Genomic DNA, 15,328 nt, shown 5'->3' on the forward strand with positions numbered 1-15,328 from the left:
GTCCGTTCGGGCCATCCAAGATTGGGCCCGAAGGGGGTGTTGCCCCCTGCCCGCCTTCCGTAACGTCCTCAACTGGCAACGGTGAATATGCCGCTGCCGCCGTGGGGGAGCCCCGATTCGGGAGAGGACGGCGCCAGCATGGGCTGGGTAACCGACTGGAGTGCGCAGGCAGCCTGTCGCACTACCGATCCGGATGAACTATTCGTTCAGGGCGCTGCACAGAACAGGGCCAAGGCGGTATGCACGGGGTGCCCGGTGCGCACCGAGTGTCTGGCCGATGCGCTGGACAATCGCGTCGAGTTCGGCGTGTGGGGCGGGATGACCGAGCGCGAGCGCAGGGCGCTGCTGCGGCGCAGGCCGACGGTCACTTCGTGGCGCAGGCTCCTGGAGACCGCCCGTACGGAATACGAGCGCGGGGCGGGGATCCTGCCGCTGGGCGACGAGGAGTACGGCGAGTACGCGGCTGTCGGGTAGCCGGTCCATGTCGATGCAGACATCGACAAACATCGCCAGACATCGATTCCGATGCCCTGACGGGCCTACAGGTCCACGGTCTACAGGGTCACTCAGTTCACTCGGCGGCGTGAGGCTGGTCCGCCGGCGGAGCGGGTGAAGCGGTCGAGGCGGCCTTGGGAGCCGGGGCAGCGGGCTGGGCGGCGAGGCGCTCGCCGATCTCCCGCAGCCCCGCCAAGTCGTGCACATCGCCGGGCAGGGCGGCCACTTCCGCCACCGCCACCTCCGGGTGCAGCGAGGTGAAGCGGTCGCGCGTACGGCGCTCGCGGTCGAGCACCTGCATGCGCTCGGCGTGCAGCCGCAGCAGTCCTGCTGCTGTCCTGGACGCGTCGCTCTCCGACCTGGACGCATCGTTGTCCACAGCGTCGCTCGATTCTCCCGAAGACGCCGGCTGGGGGAGGCCGCTCTCGGGAGAAGACGGGGAGGACGGAGAGGACGGGGCTGTGGGAGCGTCGGTGCCTGCGACGCGGGCGGTACGTGACCCAGCTTGCCCGCTGTCACGATCCACAATGCCGTCGGCGGCAAGATTTTCCGATGTTCCTGCCGGAGCCGCCCCTGGAGCCGCCTCCGAAGCTGCCTCCGGGGCACCCTGCGACCCGTCCGCGGCTCCGTTCACCGCCGCGTTCACCGACGTGTTCGCCGACCCGTTCGCGAGCCCCTCCGAGAGGGCCTCCGCCGCGGCCAGGGCCCGCTCCGCCGTCAGCTGACCGGCCGCGCTTCCGTGCACCCGGTTGAGGACGAGCCCCGCCAGCGGCATGCGCTCCGCAGCCAGCCGCTCCACGAAGTACGCCGCCTCCCGCAGCGCGTCCCGCTCGGGCGCCGCGACGACCAGGAAGGCCGTCCCAGGGGCTTGCAGCAGCCGGTACGTGGCATCCGCGCGGGTGCGGAATCCGCCGAACATGGTGTCCATGGCGGCCACGAACGTCTGGACGTCCCGCAGGAGCTGGGCGCCCATCAGCTTGTTCAGCGGCCCGCTCATCACGGACATGCCGACGCCCAGGAACTTCATCCCGGCCCGCCCGCCGAGCTTCGCCGGGGCGACCAGCAGCTTGATCAGCTTGCCGTCCAGGAACGAGCCCAGCCGCCCGGGAGCATCCAGGAAGTCGAGCGCGGAGCGGCTCGGCGGGGTGTCCACGACGATCAGGTCCCACTCGTCGCGGGAACGGAGCTGGCCGAGCTTCTCCATGGCCATGTACTCCTGCGTGCCCGCGAAGCCGGCCGACAGGGACTGGTAGAAGGGGTTCTCCAGGATCGCCCGGGCGCGCTCCTTGTCGGAGTGGGCCTCCACGATCTCGTCGAAGGTCCGCTTCATGTCGAGCATCATGGCGTGCAGCTCGCCACCGGCGGACGAGTCGATGCCGGGCACCCGGCGGGGCACGTTGTCGAGCTCCTCGATGCCCATCGACTGCGCCAGCCTGCGCGCCGGGTCGATCGTCAGGACGACGACCCTCCGGCCGCGTTCCGCGGCCCGTACGCCGAGGGCCGCCGCGGTCGTCGTCTTGCCGACGCCGCCGGAGCCGCAGCACACCACGATGCGGGTGCGGGGGTTGTCCAGAACGGGGTCGATGGCGAGGACGGAGGCGGTGTCGAGGCCCTTCCGCTGGGCGGGTACCTGGGCCGGCACTTCTGCTGTCAACGCGCCACTCCTTGCTTCCGCAGTTCGCGCGCCATGCGGTAGAGCCCCGCCAGGTCAACGCCGTCGCCGAGCAGTTCCAGTTCATACGTGGGCAGGCCGAGCGCCGCCATGTCGGCGCGCCCGCGCGCCTCCAGGGCGAGCCGTTCGATGTGCTCGCGGGCCTCGGTCAGCAGGGGGTCGACGAGCTGCTCGGCGAGGCCGGGGCCGCGCGCGCCGCCGAACCCGGTGCGCTCCAGGGCGTGCGACATGGCCTGTGCGACGGCGGTCCGCCGGCCGTTCGCGGCAGCCTCCACGTCCGCCGCGCCCAATATCTCCGGCCGCACCATATTGATGACGACACCGCCCACGGGCAGGCCCGCAGCGCGAAGCTCCGCAACGCCGTCACTCGTCTCCTGGACGGGCATCTCCTCCAGCAGCGTCACGAAGTGCACCGCCGTCTCCGGGGACTTGAGCACCCGCATGACGGCCTGCGCCTGGTTGTGGATCGGACCGATCCGGGCGAGCCCGGCCACCTCGTCGTTCACATTGAGGAAGCGGGTGATGCGGCCGGTGGGCGGGGCGTCCATGACCACGTAGTCGTAGACGAAGCGGCCCGTGCGGTCCTTGCGGCGGACTGCCTCGCAGGCCTTGCCGGTCAGCAGGACGTCGCGCAGCCCGGGCGCGATGGTTGTCGCAAAATCGATGGCGCCGATCTTCCGCAGCGCCCGCCCCGCACTGCCGAGCTTGTAGAACATGTGCAGGTAATCGAGGAGTGCCCGCTCGGCATCGATGGCCAGAGCGAAGACCTCGCCCCCGCCCGGCGCCACCGCGATCTTGCGCTCCTCATACGGCAGCGCCTCCGTCTCGAACAGCTGGGCTATGCCCTGACGGCCTTCCACCTCCACCAGGAGAGTGCGCTTGCCCTCGGCGGCGAGGGCAAGCGCGAGTGCCGCGGCGACCGTGGTCTTGCCGGTTCCGCCCTTGCCGCTGACGACATGGAGCCTGCTCATGAATCGGAGCCTAATTCGTCCGCAACGCCCTTGCGGCGCCAGGTGGCGACATGAGGTCATTCGCTGTCGGTGGGAGGCATTACAGTCGGCCCTATGACCAAATGGGAATACGCCACCGTGCCGCTGCTCGTGCACGCGACCAAGCAGATCCTGGACACCTGGGGCGAGGACGGCTGGGAGCTCGTCCAGGTCGTCCCGGGGCCGAACAACCCCGAGCAGCTGGTGGCCTACCTCAAGCGGCCGAAGCCGTGAGCGCCGTCGAGAGCCGGCTCGCCGAGCTCGGGCTGACCCTTCCCGACGTCGTGCCGCCGCTGGCCGCGTACCAGCCGGCCGTGCGCTCCGGCGCGTATGTCTACACCGCCGGTCAGCTGCCCATGGTCAAGGGCTCCATCCCCGTGACGGGCAAGGTCGGCGCCGAGGTCAGCGCCGAGCAGGCCAAGGAGCTCGCGGCCACGTGCGCGCTGAACGCCCTGGCGGCGGTCAAGTCGGTCGTCGGTGACCTGGACAAGATCGTCCGCGTGGTGAAGGTCGTCGGCTTCGTCGCCTCCGCCCCCGACTTCACCGGCCAGCCGGGCGTCCTCAACGGCGCCAGCGAGCTGCTCGGCGAGGTGCTCGGCGAGAAGGGCGTGCACGCGCGCTCGGCCGTGGGCGTCGCGGTGCTGCCGCTGGACGCGCCGGTCGAGGTCGAGATCATCGTCGAGGTCCAGGCCTGAACCCGGGCCCGGGTCTGGGCCTGAGCCTGAGCCTGAGCCTGAGCCCAGGCTTGAGCCCGAGCCCGGGCCTGAGTCCGGGTCCAGGCCTGAGCCGGCTGCCGGGCGGGACCGGCGCCGAGACCGGCGCCGGGGCCGAAGGAGAGCGGGGCAGGGGCTGAGCTCCCGCCCCCGCCGTCCCCTCGAACATCCGCCCGTGAGCGCATAGCATCCGGCCATGTCGACTTCGAACGGCCAGTGGTATCCGCCGGAGTGGCCGGACCGGATCAGAGCGCTCACGCGAGGCGAGCTCGACCCCGTACGCCCCCGCCGCGCCGCGACCGTCCTGCTGCTGCGCGACGGAGCCGGCGGCCCCGCCGTCCACATGCTGCGCAGACGCGCCTCCATGGCCTTCGCCGGAGGCGCGTACGCGTATCCGGGCGGCTCCGTCGACCCGCGCGACGAGCGGGACGTGCCCTGGGCCGGCCCCGCTCCCGACGACTGGGCGCGGCGCCTGGGCGTCGACGCGGCCTCCGCACAGGCCATCGTGTGCGCCGCCGTCCGGGAGACCTTCGAGGAGGCGGGGGTGCTGCTCGCGGGCCCCACCCCCGGCACGGTCGTCGCGGACACCACCGGGCCCGAGTGGGAGGCCGAGCGGGCCGCCCTCGTCAGCCGCGAGCTGGCCTTCGCCGACTTCCTCGTACGGCGCGGCCTGCTCCTGCGCAGCGACCTCCTGGGCGGCTGGGCGCGCTGGATCACGCCCGAGTTCGAACCGCGTCGCTACGACACCTGGTTCTTCGTCGCCGCCCTCCCCGAGGGACAGCGCACGCGCAACGCCTCCACGGAAGCGGACCGCACCGTGTGGATCCGCCCCGACGAGGCGGCCGACGGCTTCGACCGCGGCGAGCTGCTGATGATGCCGCCCACCATCTCCACGCTGCGCCAGCTGCGCCCGTACGGCAGCGCCGCCGCCGCCCTGGCCGCCGCGCGTGACAGGGATCTCACCCCCGTCCTGGCCCGAGCGCGGCTCGAAGACGGGGAGATCGTGCTGAGCTGGCCCGGACACGACGAATTCACCCGGCACGTCGCCATGAAACCCTCGGGACCTTCGGAGGCCGACTCATGACATCCGCGACCGAACTCCCCGGCCGGCCCCGCGCAGGGGCCCTCGGCGGCCCCGCGACCGCCCGCGCGACCTGTGTCCTCGCGCCCAACCCGTCCCCGATGACGCTCGACGGCACCAACACCTGGATCGTCGCCGAACCGGACTCCGACCTCGCCGTCGTCATCGACCCCGGACCGCTCGACGAGACCCACCTGCAGGCCGTCATCTCGACCGCCGAGGCGGCCGGAAAGCGCATCGCCCTCACTCTGCTCACGCACGGCCACCCCGACCACTCCGGCGGTGCGGCCCGCTTCGCCGAGCTGACCGGCACGCGCGTACGGGCCCTCGACCCGGCGCTGCGCCTGGGCGGCGAGGGCCTCGGCATCGGTGACGTGGTCACCACCGGCGGGCTGGAGCTGCACGTGCTCTCCACACCCGGCCACACCGCCGACTCGCTCTGCTTCCACCTGCCCGCCGACGGGGCGCTGTTCACCGGCGACACGGTGCTGGGCCGCGGCACGACGGTCGTCGCCCATCCCGAAGGCCGCCTCGGCGACTACCTCGACTCGCTGCGCCGCCTGCGCGCGCTGACCGTGGACGAGGGCGTGGGGACGGTGCTGCCGGGCCACGGCCCGGTGCTCGACGACGCGTGCGGCGCCGTCGACTTCTACCTCGTGCACCGGGCGAAGCGGCTCGCGCAGGTGGAGACCGCCGTGGAGAACGGCTACCGCACGCCGACGGAGGTGGTCGCCCATGTCTACGCGGACGTCGACCCATCGCTGTGGCCGGCCGCGGAGCTGTCCGTACGGGCGCAGCTGGAGTACCTGGGGGAGCACGGGCTGATCCAATGAGCGGAGGCGCCCTGTACCGCCCTTCGTACCCTCCTCGCCCTACGAGCGCATGAGGCGGGCATGCCGAAGGCCCCTGCCGTTCCCGGCAGGGGCCTTCCGAGCTTGTGGGCGCGCCTGAGGGCGCTCCCGTCGTGCCGTGCGCCCCGGGCGTGCGGCGTGCACGCCCGGCACGGCAGACGTCAGCGGGAGCGCTTCGCGAGCCGCTCCACGTCGAGGAGGATCACCGCACGGGCCTCCAGGCGCAGCCAGCCACGGCCGGCGAAGTCGGCGAGGGCCTTGTTGACCGTCTCGCGGGAGGCGCCGACGAGCTGGGCCAGCTCCTCCTGGGTGAGGTCGTGCACCACGTGGATGCCTTCCTCGGACTGCACGCCGAAGCGGCGCGACAGGTCCAGCAGGGCCTTGGCGACGCGGCCGGGGACGTCCGAGAAGACGAGATCCGACATCGAGTCGTTGGTGCGGCGCAGCCGGCGGGCGACGGCGCGCAGCAGGGCGGTGGCCACCTCCGGGCGGGCGTTGAGCCAGGGCTGCAGGTCACCGTGGCCGAGGCCGAGCAGCTTGACCTCGGTGAGGGCGGTGGCGGTGGCGGTGCGCGGCCCGGGGTCGAAGAGCGACAGCTCTCCGATGAGCTCGCCCGGACCCAGGACGGCCAGCATGTTCTCGCGGCCGTCGGGGGAGGTGCGGTGGAGCTTCACCTTGCCCTCGGTCACCACGTAGAGGCGGTCGCCGGGGTCCCCTTCGTGGAACAGGGCGTCGCCCCTCGCGAGGGTAGCCTCGCCCATGGAGGCGCGCAGCTCAGCGGCCTGCTCGTCATCGAGCGCCGCGAAAAGCGGGGCGCGCCGCAGAACGTCGTCCACGAGTTCTCTCCTTGTCGACATGCACAGAGGACCGTGGTCCCCATGATGCCCGTCGGTAAAACTGTGTGATCAAACACAAGTGTCGCGCATCGTCGCCCGAAGCCCTACGGCAGGGGTCCGATTGGGCTGTGGTTTTTCTGCGCGAGGGCCGGATGTCAGCGGTGGGCCTTAGTCTGGCCGGGTGTCCAATACGCCGGTGAGAGCACAGGGCAAGGGGGCCGGAAGGGTGACTCCGCCTCGTAATTCCGCTGTGGGCGAACGCGTGCCCGCGGGGGCGGCGAAAGCCGCAAATAAGGCCAAAAAGGAAAGCGGAAGTCCATCTTCCGTAAAGGGGGCAAAGCCGGAGTCCCGCACCGCCCTCGTCCGCCGCGCCCGTCGCATCAACCGCGAGCTCGCCGAGGTCTACCCGTACGCCCACCCCGAGCTCGACTTCGAGAATCCCTTCGAGCTCCTGGTCGCCACGGTCCTCTCCGCCCAGACGACGGACCTGCGCGTCAACCAGACCACTCCCGCCCTCTTCGCCGCCTATCCCACGCCCGAGGACATGGCGGCGGCCGACCCCGAGGCGCTGGAGCAGCTCATCCGGCCCACGGGCTTCTTCCGCGCCAAGGCCAAGTCGCTTATCGGCCTGTCCACCGCGATCCGCGACCGCTTCGGCGGCGAGGTGCCCGGCCGCATAGAGGACCTCGTCTCCCTGCCCGGCGTCGGCCGCAAGACCGCCCACGTCGTCCTCGGCAACGCCTTCGGCAGGCCGGGGATAACTGTGGACACCCACTTCGGGCGGCTCGTGCGGCGCTGGAAGTGGACCGAGGCCACCGACCCGGAGAAGGTCGAGGCGGAGATCTGCGCGCTCTTCCCCAAGAGCGAGTGGACCATGCTCTCGCACCGCGTCATCTTCCACGGCCGCCGCATCTGCCACTCCCGCAGGCCCGCCTGCGGCGCCTGCCCGATCGCCCCGCTCTGCCCCTCGTACGGGGAGGGGGAGACCGACCCCGAGAAGGCCAAGAAGCTCCTGAAGTACGAGAAGGGCGGCAAGCCCGGCCAGCGGCTCAAGCCCCCGCCCGACTACCCGGGCCTGCCGGCCCCGCCGCTGGGAGGCGACGCATGACGAGCACGTACGGCCGAGGAGCCGCCGCGGTCACCGCCGAGGGCCTGCCCGGGTGGCTGGAGCCGGTGGCGCGCGCCTCGGAGACGATCGAGCCCCACCAGCTCAGCCGCTTCCTGCCGCCGGAGACCGGCGGCAGGCAGTCCGCCGTGCTCGTCCTCTTCGGCGACGGGCCCAAGGGCCCGGAGCTGCTCCTCCTGGAGCGGGCCGGGACGCTGCGCTCGCACGCCGGGCAGCCGTCCTTCCCGGGCGGCGCCCTCGATCCGGAGGACGGCGACCCCGCCTCGGGTGGGCTCGTGCGCGCCGCGCTGCGCGAGGCGGAGGAGGAGACCGGCCTCGACCCCGCGGGCGTCCAGATCTTCGGCGTCCTGCCGCAGCTGTACATTCCCGTGAGCAAATTCGTCGTCACGCCCGTGCTCGGCTGGTGGCGCGAGCCCACCCCCGTGAAGCCGGTCGACAAGGCCGAGACCGCACGCGTCTTCACCGTGCCCGTAGCCGACCTGACCGACCCGGAGAACCGGGCGACCGCGATACATCCGAGCGGCCACACCGGCCCCGCCTTCAAGGTCGAGAACGCCCTCGTGTGGGGGTTCACCGCCGGTGTGATCGACCGGATCCTGCACTACGCGGGCTGGGAGCGCCCCTGGGACCGCGATCGGCAGGTACCGCTGGATCAGCGGGCCTGACGGGCATGAGACGGTGATCCCGGCTCCCGCCGTCCCCCGGGCCGGCGACACCGCAGACGACATCATTGCGAGGCATTCCCGGTGAACGTGCTGGACATCGTGCTGCTGATCGCCGCCGTGTGGTTCGCCGTCGTCGGCTACCGCCAGGGCTTCGTGGTCGGCGTGCTGTCGGTGATCGGATTCATCGGCGGCGGCCTCGTAGCGGTGTATCTCCTGCCCGTCATCTGGGACAGCGCCACCGGAGACGCCACCCCCGGCATGGCCGCCGCCATAGCGGCCGTCGTCATCGTCATCGTGTGCGCCTCCGTGGGCCAGGCCGCCACCACCCACCTGGGCAACAAGCTCCGCCGGCACATCACCTGGTCACCGGCCCGCGCCCTGGACGCCACGGGCGGCGCGCTCGTCAACGTCCTGGCGATGCTGCTGGTGGCCTGGCTGATCGGCTCCGCCCTCGCCGGCACGTCCCTGCCGACGCTCGGCAAGGAGGTCCGCAACTCGAAGGTGCTGCTCGGCGTCGCCCGGGTCGTGCCCCCGCAGGCCAACACCTGGTTCGCCGACTTCAGCACCGTCCTCGCGCAGAACGGCTTCCCGCAGGTCTTCGCACCCTTCTCCACCGAGCCGATCACCAACGTGCCCGCCCCCGACCCCGCGCTCGCGGGCAGCCCCGTCGCCACCGACGCCCAGCGCAGCATCGTCAAGGTCGTCGGCACCGCTCCCAGCTGCGGCAAGGTCCTGGAGGGCACCGGCTTCGTCTTCGCCCCGCAGCGCGTCATGACCAACGCCCATGTCGTCGGCGGCGTCGACGAGCCGACCGTGCAGGTCGGCGGCCAGGGCAGGCAGTACGAGGCGAAGGTCGTCCTCTACGACTGGAAGCGCGACATCGCCGTGCTGGAGGTGCCGGACCTGGAGGCGCCGGAACTGCGGTTCGCCGAGGCCGACGCCGAGAGCGGCAAGGGAGCCATCGTGGCCGGCTTCCCGGAGAACGGCTCCTACGACGTGCGCGCCGCGCGAGTCCGCAGCCGCGTCCAGGCGAACGGCCCGGACATCTACCGCCGCGGCAACGTCCGCCGCGACGTCTACTCGCTCTACACGATCGTCCGCCAGGGCAACTCCGGCGGGCCCCTGCTCACGCCGGACGGCCGGGTCTACGGAGTGGTCTTCGCCAAGTCCCTCGACGACGCCGAGACCGGCTACGCCCTGACCGCGGACGAGGTGCGCGGCGACGCCACCAGCGGCCGCCGGGCGACCGAGCGGGTCAACACCCAGGGCTGCGCCCTCTGAGCCTTCCCGCAGGCCCTTGCAGGGGCCTGCGGGGATCCTTGCGGCCGGGTCAGCGGCTGCGCGGGTGGTGGCGCAGCCGCGCCGACACCCACCGGGCGCGGCGCCGGATGATGCGCGGAATGCCGATGCGCGGATCGTGCCCGGCGGATGGCCGGTGCTCGCCCCTCCCGGCCCTCTCCGGCATCTCGCTCACGATCAGCGCGGCGTCGCCCTCGGCGCCCCGCTCCTGAGTCACGTCACGGTAGTCGTGCGTCCAGCCCATACCGTGCTCTGTGCCCGGGCCGAAAGGTCGGTAATCGCCCGGGGGTCGCTCAATCGGCCTATGCGCCGGGCAATTGGCCGTTCGAAGAACGGACGTTCCCCTTCGGTTTACGGAGCGTGGCCCGTCCGCCGCCCGCCCGGTCCGTAGGCTTTCGGCCGGGGCTCGGCGGCCTGTTTCGGACCCTAGCGGTCCGGTTCCGGATCCTTGAGCCAATTGATCAGCTCGGTCGAGAACGCCACCGGGTCTTCCTCGTGGGGGAAGTGGCCCAGGCCGTCGAACAGCCGCCAGCGGTACGGCGCCTCCACGTACTCTCCGGAGCCCGCCGCGCTGCGCGTGCGCATCACCGGATCGAGGGAACCGTGCAGGTGCAGCGTGGGCACCCGTACGGGCCGCTTCATGCGCCGGTTGAACTGAATGCCGTCCGGCCGCGCCATCGACCGCACCATCCAGCGGTACGGCTCGATGGAACAGTGCGCCGTCGACGGGATGGACATCGCCCGGCGGTACGTCTCCACGGCCTCGTCGTCCGGCTGCCGCGGCCCCGACCACTCGCGGACCAGCCGCCCGGCCAGCGCCGCGTCGTCGGCAACCAGCCGGCGCTCCGGGATCCACGGCCGCTGGAAGCCCCAGATGTGGCTGCTCGCCGAGCTCTGGCGGGGGTCGGCGAGCATCGCCGAACGCCAGCGGCGCGGGTGCGGCATGGAGGACACCGCGAGCCTGCGCACCAGCTTGGGCCGCATCACCGCCGCCGTCCACGCCAGGTAGCCGCCGAGGTCGTGGCCGACCAGCGCCGCGTCCGGCTCGCCCAGGGAACGGATCACGCCGGTGATGTCGAGGGCCAGGTTGGCCGGGTCGTAGCCCCGCGGCGTGCGGTCGCTGCCGCCCACCCCGCGCAGGTCCATGGCCACGGCCCGGAACCCCGCCTCGGCGAGCGCCGGCAGCTGGTGCCGCCACGTCCACCAGAACTGCGGGAAGCCGTGCAGCAGCAGCACCAGCGGCCCGTCACCCATCTCGGCGATGTGGAACCGCGCGCCGTTCGCCGCGACGTCCCGGTGGGCCCAGGGCCCTTCGGGCCGGACGACCGACGTGGCGGAACCGCCCGGGGTGCCCGTCGGGGCCGGCTCCGGCACGGTGGCCGGAACGGCGGGATCGGGCGACGAGGTCGCTGCGGAGGTATCGGGCACCGTCATACGGTCGAGCGTGTCACAGATGCGTCCGCGGGGCTCGTGTCGGTCAGCGGGCGCGGGTGCGGCTTGACGGTGCCCAGCACGGCCGCCGTCTGCTTCGCCGAGGCGATGCTCTTCTCCGGCTTGCTGACCTTCTTGAACTTGGCCACCGCCAGCAGCCCGAGCAGCGCCGCGATCAGCAGGAACGCGCCGCCGACGATCAGGAACGACCAGGCGAGCCCGAGGCCGAGGTTATGGATGCCGTACGCGGCCGCGAAGCTCAGCACGGGCAGCGAGAAAAGCGCGAGCGTGCCGGCCGCGGCGATCGCGCCGCCACCGATGCCGACGCGCTTGGCGTCCTGCCGCAGCTCGGCCTTGGCCAGTGCGATCTCGTCGTGCACCAGCGCGGACAGCTCGGTGGTGGCCGTAGCCACCAGCTGGCCGAGAGTGCGGTTGGCACCGTTCGCACCGTCGTCGGCTGCGCTCATCGGCTGCTCCCTCATCTTCGTCGCCACGTCATCCGCGGGCTTTCGGCGGATGTAAAGACTCTCAGATCATGCCGGACCATCGTCGCCGGTGGTGCCCCTGGAGACGACTTCGGCCAGCCTGCGGTGCTCGGCGGCCTTCGCCTCCAGGATCGCCGCCATCCGCAGGTGGTAGTCCGGGTTGCCCTGCTCGTAGATGTCGGGGATGCCGTCGTCGTCCTCGTCGCGGTCCTCGTCCGCGCACAGCTTCTTGTACTTGTTGTCGCGCAGCTTGAGCAGCACGCTCGCGCAGACCGCGGCGATCAGCGAGCCGACGAGCACGGCCGCCTTGACCTCGTCCGCCAGCAGCAGGTCGGTGCCGAAGGCCAGCTCGCCGATGAGCAGCGACACCGTGAAGCCGATGCCCGCGAGCGAGGCGACGGCGAGCACGTCGGGCCACTTCAGGTCGGGGTTGAGCTCGGCCCGGGTGAACCGGGCGGCGAGCCACGTCCCGCCGAACACGCCGATCGTCTTGCCGGCCACCAGACCGAGGACGACGCCCAGGGTCTCGGGCTTGGTGAAGACGTCCGACAGGGCGCCGCCGGAGACCACCACGCCCGCCGAGAACAGGGCGAACAGCGGCACTGCCAGCCCCGCCGAGAGGGGGCGCACGAGGTGCTCGATGTGCTCCCCGGGGGAGTGCCGCTCGCCCTCGCGGCGGTGGCAGCGCAGCATCAGGCCCATGGCCACGCCCGCGATGGTCGCGTGGACGCCGCTGTTGTACATCAGCGCCCAGTTGACGACGGCCAGCGGCACGTACACGTACCAGCCGCGGACGCCCTTGCGGAGCAGCAGCCAGAAGACGACCAGGCCCAGCACGGCGAAGCCCAGGGCCGCGAAGTTCAGGTTCTGGGTGAAGAAGACCGCGATGATCAGGATCGCGAACAGGTCGTCGACGACGGCCAGGGTGAGGAGGAACGCGCGCAGCGCCGACGGCAGCGCCGTGCCGATGACAGCGAGGACGGCCAGGGCGAAGGCGATATCGGTGGCGGTGGGCACCGCCCAGCCGGCCGTCGAGCCGTTGCCGCCCGTCACGACGGCGAAGTAGACGAGCGCGGGCACGGCCATGCCGCAGATCGCGGCGATGACGGGGAGCAGCGCCGCCTTGGGGTCGCGCAGCTCGCCGGCGACCAGCTCGCGCTTGAGCTCGATGCCCGCGACGAAGAAGAAGACGGCGAGGAGGCCGTCTGCCGCCCAGTGCTGGACGGAGAGGTTCAGCCCCAGCGAGCCGGGTCCGAAGTGGAAGTCGCGGACGGTCTCGTAGCTGTCGCGCAGCGGCGTGTTCGCCCAGATCAGCGCGGCGACGGCGGCGGCGAGCAGCAGCACACCGCCCACGGTCTCGGTACGCAGGGCGTCGGCGAGGAAGTTCCGCTCGGGCAGCGGCAACCGGCCGAGGAAGACGGAGCGGCGGTTCTTGGGCGCGGCCACGGCGGGGGACCTCCAGGGTCGTCGGATACACGTGTGCTGTGTGCCGACCAGACTTCCCGGCGCGCCCTTGATTCTTGTCGCATTTTTTACGCGACCACCACTCACCTTAACCGGAACGAGTGAGGCGCAACGAGCGGAAGGGCGCCCGGCCGCTGCCGGACGCCCTTCCGCTCGGGGTTACTGCTGCCGCGGTCAGTCCTCGCTGGAGGCCGCGGGGAGCTGGGACTGGATGAGCTCCATGACCGAGGAGTCGGTCAGGGTGGTGACGTCGCCGAGGGTGCGGTTCTCGGCCACATCGCGCAGGAGGCGGCGCATGATCTTGCCCGAGCGGGTCTTGGGCAGCTCGGCCACGGGGAGGATCCGCTTGGGCTTGGCGATCGGGCCGAGCTGCTTGGCGACGTGCGCCCGCAGCTCCTCGACCAGGCCCTCCTCCGCGGCGTCGGCACCGCCGCGCAGGATGACGAACGCGCAGATCGCCTGGGTGGTCTGCGGGTCCGTCGCGCCGACGACCGCCGCCTCGGCGACCTTCGGGTGCGAGACCAGCGCGGACTCGACCTCGGTGGTGGAGATGTTGTGGCCGGAGACGAGCATGACGTCGTCCACCCGGCCGAGCAGCCAGATGTCGCCGTCGTCGTCCTTCTTGGCGCCGTCGCCCGCGAAGTACTTGCCCTCGAAGCGGGACCAGTACGTGTCGAGGTAGCGCTGGTCGTCGCCCCAGATGGTGCGGAGCATCGAGGGCCACGGCTCGGTCAGGACGAGATAGCCGCCGGCGCCGTCGGGCACCTCGCGGGCCTCGTCGTCCACGACCGTGGCCGCGATGCCGGGGAGCGGGACCTGGGCCGAGCCGGGCTTGGTCTCGGTGACCCCGGGCAGCGGGCTGATCATCATGCCGCCCGTCTCGGTCTGCCACCAGGTGTCGACCACCGGGGTGCGGTCGCCGCCGATGTGCTTGCGGTACCAGACCCAGGCCTCGGGGTTGATGGGCTCGCCGACCGAGCCGAGGATGCGCAGGCTGCTCAGGTCGAACTTGGCCGGGATGTCGTCGCCCCACTTCATGGCGGCGCGGATCGCGGTCGGCGCGGTGTAGAGGATGGTGACGCCGTACTTCTGCACGATCTCCCACCAGCGGCCCTGGTGGGGGCTGTCGGGCGTGCCCTCGTAGAGCACTTCGGTGGCGCCGTTGCTCAAGGGTCCGTAGACGATGTACGAGTGGCCGGTCACCCAGCCGACGTCGGCGGTGCACCAGAACACGTCCGACTCGGGCTTGAGGTCGAAGACGGCGTGGTGGGTGTACGACACCTGGGTCAGATAGCCGCCCGTGGTGTGCAGGATGCCCTTCGGCTTCCCCGTGGTGCCCGAGGTGTAGAGGATGAAGAGCGGGTGCTCGGCGTCGAACGCCTGCGGCGTGTGCTCCTCGGGCTGGCGCTCGACGAGCTCGTGCCACCACACGTCACGGCCCTCGGTCCAGCCGATGCCCTCCTGGCCCGTGCGCCGGACGACGAGGACGCTGCGCACGTTCTCCGTGCCGGGGCGGGTGAGGGCCTCATCCACGGCGGGCTTCAGGGCGGAGGGCTTGCCGCGGCGGTAGCCGCCGTCGGCGGTGATGACGACGCGGGCGTCGGCGTCGTTGATGCGCGTGGCGAGGGCGTCGGCGGAGAAGCCGCCGAAGACCAGCGAGTGCGGTGCGCCGAGCCGTGCGCAGGCGAGCATCGCCACGACGGCCTCGGGGATCATCGGCAGGTAGATGGCGACGCGGTCGCCCGCCCGCACGCCCAGCTCGGTCAGGGCGTGGGCCGCCTTGGAGACCTCGCGCTGGAGCTCGGCGTACGTGATGGTGCGGGTGTCGCCCGGCTCGCCCTCGAAGTGGATGGCCACCCGGTCGCCCAGGCCGTTCTCCACATGGCGGTCGACGCAGTTGTACGCGACGTTGAGCCGGCCGTCGGCGAACCACTTCGCGAACGGCGGATTCGACCAGTCGAGGACTTCGGTGGGCTCGGTCTCCCAGGTCAGGCGGCGGGCCTGCGCGGCCCAGAAGCCCAGCCGGTCAGCCTTCGCCTGCTCGTACGCCTCCGCGGTGACATTGGCGCTCGCGGCCAGGGCGGCAGGCGGTGCGAAGCGGCGCTCCTCCTTCAGGAGGTTGGCCAGGCTCTCGTTACTCACGACATCTCCCTTTCTCAGGGTGCCCGTCGGGTGACCGTGCTGTGCCCGTGGGTGCCCGTAGTGTCCCGGGGCATAGCTC

General features: G+C 71.7%; 16 protein-coding genes. 8 read left to right on the forward strand and 8 right to left on the reverse strand.

The features are described from left to right. Positions 1-138: 138 nt before the first annotated feature. Positions 139-474, forward strand: a complete 336-nt coding sequence (locus tag PS271_RS15110) for a WhiB family transcriptional regulator (RefSeq protein ID WP_189382430.1) — start codon at positions 139-141, stop codon at positions 472-474. A 97-nt stretch (positions 475-571) separates the two neighbouring features. On the opposite strand, the gene bagB is transcribed toward PS271_RS15110, so the two are convergent. After that, positions 572-2,149: an ATPase BagB gene (gene bagB, locus PS271_RS15115; RefSeq protein ID WP_398382390.1), complete on the reverse strand. Its 1,578-nt coding sequence runs from the start codon at positions 2,147-2,149 to the stop codon at positions 572-574. Continuing rightward, complete coding sequence (gene bagA, locus PS271_RS15120) at positions 2,146-3,138, reverse strand: ATPase BagA (RefSeq protein ID WP_398382391.1); 993 nt, start codon at positions 3,136-3,138, stop codon at positions 2,146-2,148. The genes bagB and bagA overlap by 4 nt, the downstream gene beginning before the upstream one ends. Before the next feature lie 93 nt (positions 3,139-3,231). Between bagA and sp36 the strand changes: the two genes are divergently transcribed. The 4 genes from sp36 (at position 3,232) to PS271_RS15140 (ending at position 5,783) form a co-directional block, all read left to right on the forward strand. Further along, complete coding sequence (gene sp36 / locus PS271_RS15125; RefSeq protein ID WP_086785308.1) at positions 3,232-3,390, forward strand: Sp36 family protein; 159 nt, start codon at positions 3,232-3,234, stop codon at positions 3,388-3,390. After that, complete coding sequence (locus tag PS271_RS15130; protein WP_356280862.1) at positions 3,387-3,851, forward strand: RidA family protein; 465 nt, start codon at positions 3,387-3,389, stop codon at positions 3,849-3,851. The genes sp36 and PS271_RS15130 overlap by 4 nt, the downstream gene beginning before the upstream one ends. 214 nt (positions 3,852-4,065) lie before the next feature. Next, positions 4,066-4,953, forward strand: coding sequence for an NUDIX hydrolase (locus PS271_RS15135; protein ID WP_398382392.1), 888 nt, complete (start codon positions 4,066-4,068; stop codon positions 4,951-4,953). Beyond that, positions 4,950-5,783, forward strand: a complete 834-nt coding sequence (locus PS271_RS15140) for an MBL fold metallo-hydrolase (protein WP_398382393.1) — start codon at positions 4,950-4,952, stop codon at positions 5,781-5,783. Before PS271_RS15135 ends, PS271_RS15140 begins: the two co-directional genes overlap by 4 nt. 179 nt (positions 5,784-5,962) lie before the next feature. On the opposite strand, the gene PS271_RS15145 is transcribed toward PS271_RS15140, so the two are convergent. Continuing rightward, the gene (locus PS271_RS15145) at positions 5,963-6,637 is read right to left on the reverse strand and encodes a Crp/Fnr family transcriptional regulator (protein ID WP_030367278.1); all 675 of its coding nucleotides are present in this window, start codon (positions 6,635-6,637) and stop codon (positions 5,963-5,965) included. 262 nt (positions 6,638-6,899) lie between these two features. Here PS271_RS15145 and nth point away from each other — a divergent pair, with 262 nt between their 5' ends. The 3 genes from nth (at position 6,900) to PS271_RS15160 (ending at position 9,709) form a co-directional block, all read left to right on the forward strand. Then, positions 6,900-7,745: an endonuclease III gene (gene nth / locus PS271_RS15150; protein WP_398386856.1), complete on the forward strand. Its 846-nt coding sequence runs from the start codon at positions 6,900-6,902 to the stop codon at positions 7,743-7,745. Next, on the forward strand, positions 7,742-8,428 hold the full coding sequence (locus PS271_RS15155; protein WP_398382394.1) for an NUDIX hydrolase: 687 nt from the start codon (positions 7,742-7,744) through the stop codon (positions 8,426-8,428). Before nth ends, PS271_RS15155 begins: the two co-directional genes overlap by 4 nt. Positions 8,429-8,509: 81 nt before the next feature. After that, positions 8,510-9,709, forward strand: coding sequence for a MarP family serine protease (locus PS271_RS15160; protein WP_398382395.1), 1,200 nt, complete (start codon positions 8,510-8,512; stop codon positions 9,707-9,709). A 49-nt stretch (positions 9,710-9,758) separates the two neighbouring features. Here PS271_RS15160 and PS271_RS15165 read toward each other — a convergent pair whose 3' ends face one another. The 5 genes from PS271_RS15165 to acs form a co-directional block, all read right to left on the reverse strand. Further along, positions 9,759-9,971, reverse strand: coding sequence for a hypothetical protein (locus PS271_RS15165; protein ID WP_120755370.1), 213 nt, complete (start codon positions 9,969-9,971; stop codon positions 9,759-9,761). Positions 9,972-10,153: 182 nt separating this feature from the next. Then, the gene (locus PS271_RS15170; RefSeq protein ID WP_398382396.1) at positions 10,154-11,161 is read right to left on the reverse strand and encodes an alpha/beta fold hydrolase; all 1,008 of its coding nucleotides are present in this window, start codon (positions 11,159-11,161) and stop codon (positions 10,154-10,156) included. Continuing rightward, positions 11,158-11,625 (reverse strand): phage holin family protein, encoded by a 468-nt coding sequence (locus tag PS271_RS15175; protein WP_398382397.1) that lies wholly within the window; start codon positions 11,623-11,625, stop codon positions 11,158-11,160. Before PS271_RS15175 ends, PS271_RS15170 begins: the two co-directional genes overlap by 4 nt. Positions 11,626-11,691: 66 nt before the next feature. Beyond that, entirely contained in the window at positions 11,692-13,089 is a 1,398-nt protein-coding gene (gene nhaA / locus PS271_RS15180; protein ID WP_398382398.1) for a Na+/H+ antiporter NhaA, read from the reverse strand. 192 nt (positions 13,090-13,281) lie between these two features. Next, positions 13,282-15,249 carry an acetate--CoA ligase gene (gene acs, locus PS271_RS15185; protein ID WP_398382399.1) on the reverse strand — a complete coding sequence of 656 codons (1,968 nt, stop codon included), beginning with the start codon at positions 15,247-15,249 and terminating at the stop codon, positions 13,282-13,284. Positions 15,250-15,328 lie beyond the last annotated feature (79 nt).

It is taken from the genome of Streptomyces sp. SCA2-17, from assembly GCF_044336695.1.

What these genes read in the sequence shown, in the direction of transcription:
- sp36 (WP_086785308.1), top strand. Translation starts at nt 3,232, where the DNA reads ATGACCAAATGGGAATACGCCACCGTGCCGCTGCTCGTGCACGCGACC.
- PS271_RS15165 (WP_120755370.1), bottom strand. Translation starts at nt 9,971, where the DNA reads ATGGGCTGGACGCACGACTACCGTGACGTGACTCAGGAGCGGGGCGCC.
- PS271_RS15140 (WP_398382393.1), top strand. Translation starts at nt 4,950, where the DNA reads ATGACATCCGCGACCGAACTCCCCGGCCGGCCCCGCGCAGGGGCCCTC.
- PS271_RS15135 (WP_398382392.1), top strand. Translation starts at nt 4,066, where the DNA reads ATGTCGACTTCGAACGGCCAGTGGTATCCGCCGGAGTGGCCGGACCGG.
- PS271_RS15155 (WP_398382394.1), top strand. Translation starts at nt 7,742, where the DNA reads ATGACGAGCACGTACGGCCGAGGAGCCGCCGCGGTCACCGCCGAGGGC.
- PS271_RS15110 (WP_189382430.1), top strand. Translation starts at nt 139, where the DNA reads ATGGGCTGGGTAACCGACTGGAGTGCGCAGGCAGCCTGTCGCACTACC.
- bagA (WP_398382391.1), bottom strand. Translation starts at nt 3,138, where the DNA reads ATGAGCAGGCTCCATGTCGTCAGCGGCAAGGGCGGAACCGGCAAGACC.
- PS271_RS15175 (WP_398382397.1), bottom strand. Translation starts at nt 11,625, where the DNA reads ATGAGCGCAGCCGACGACGGTGCGAACGGTGCCAACCGCACTCTCGGC.
- PS271_RS15170 (WP_398382396.1), bottom strand. Translation starts at nt 11,161, where the DNA reads ATGACGGTGCCCGATACCTCCGCAGCGACCTCGTCGCCCGATCCCGCC.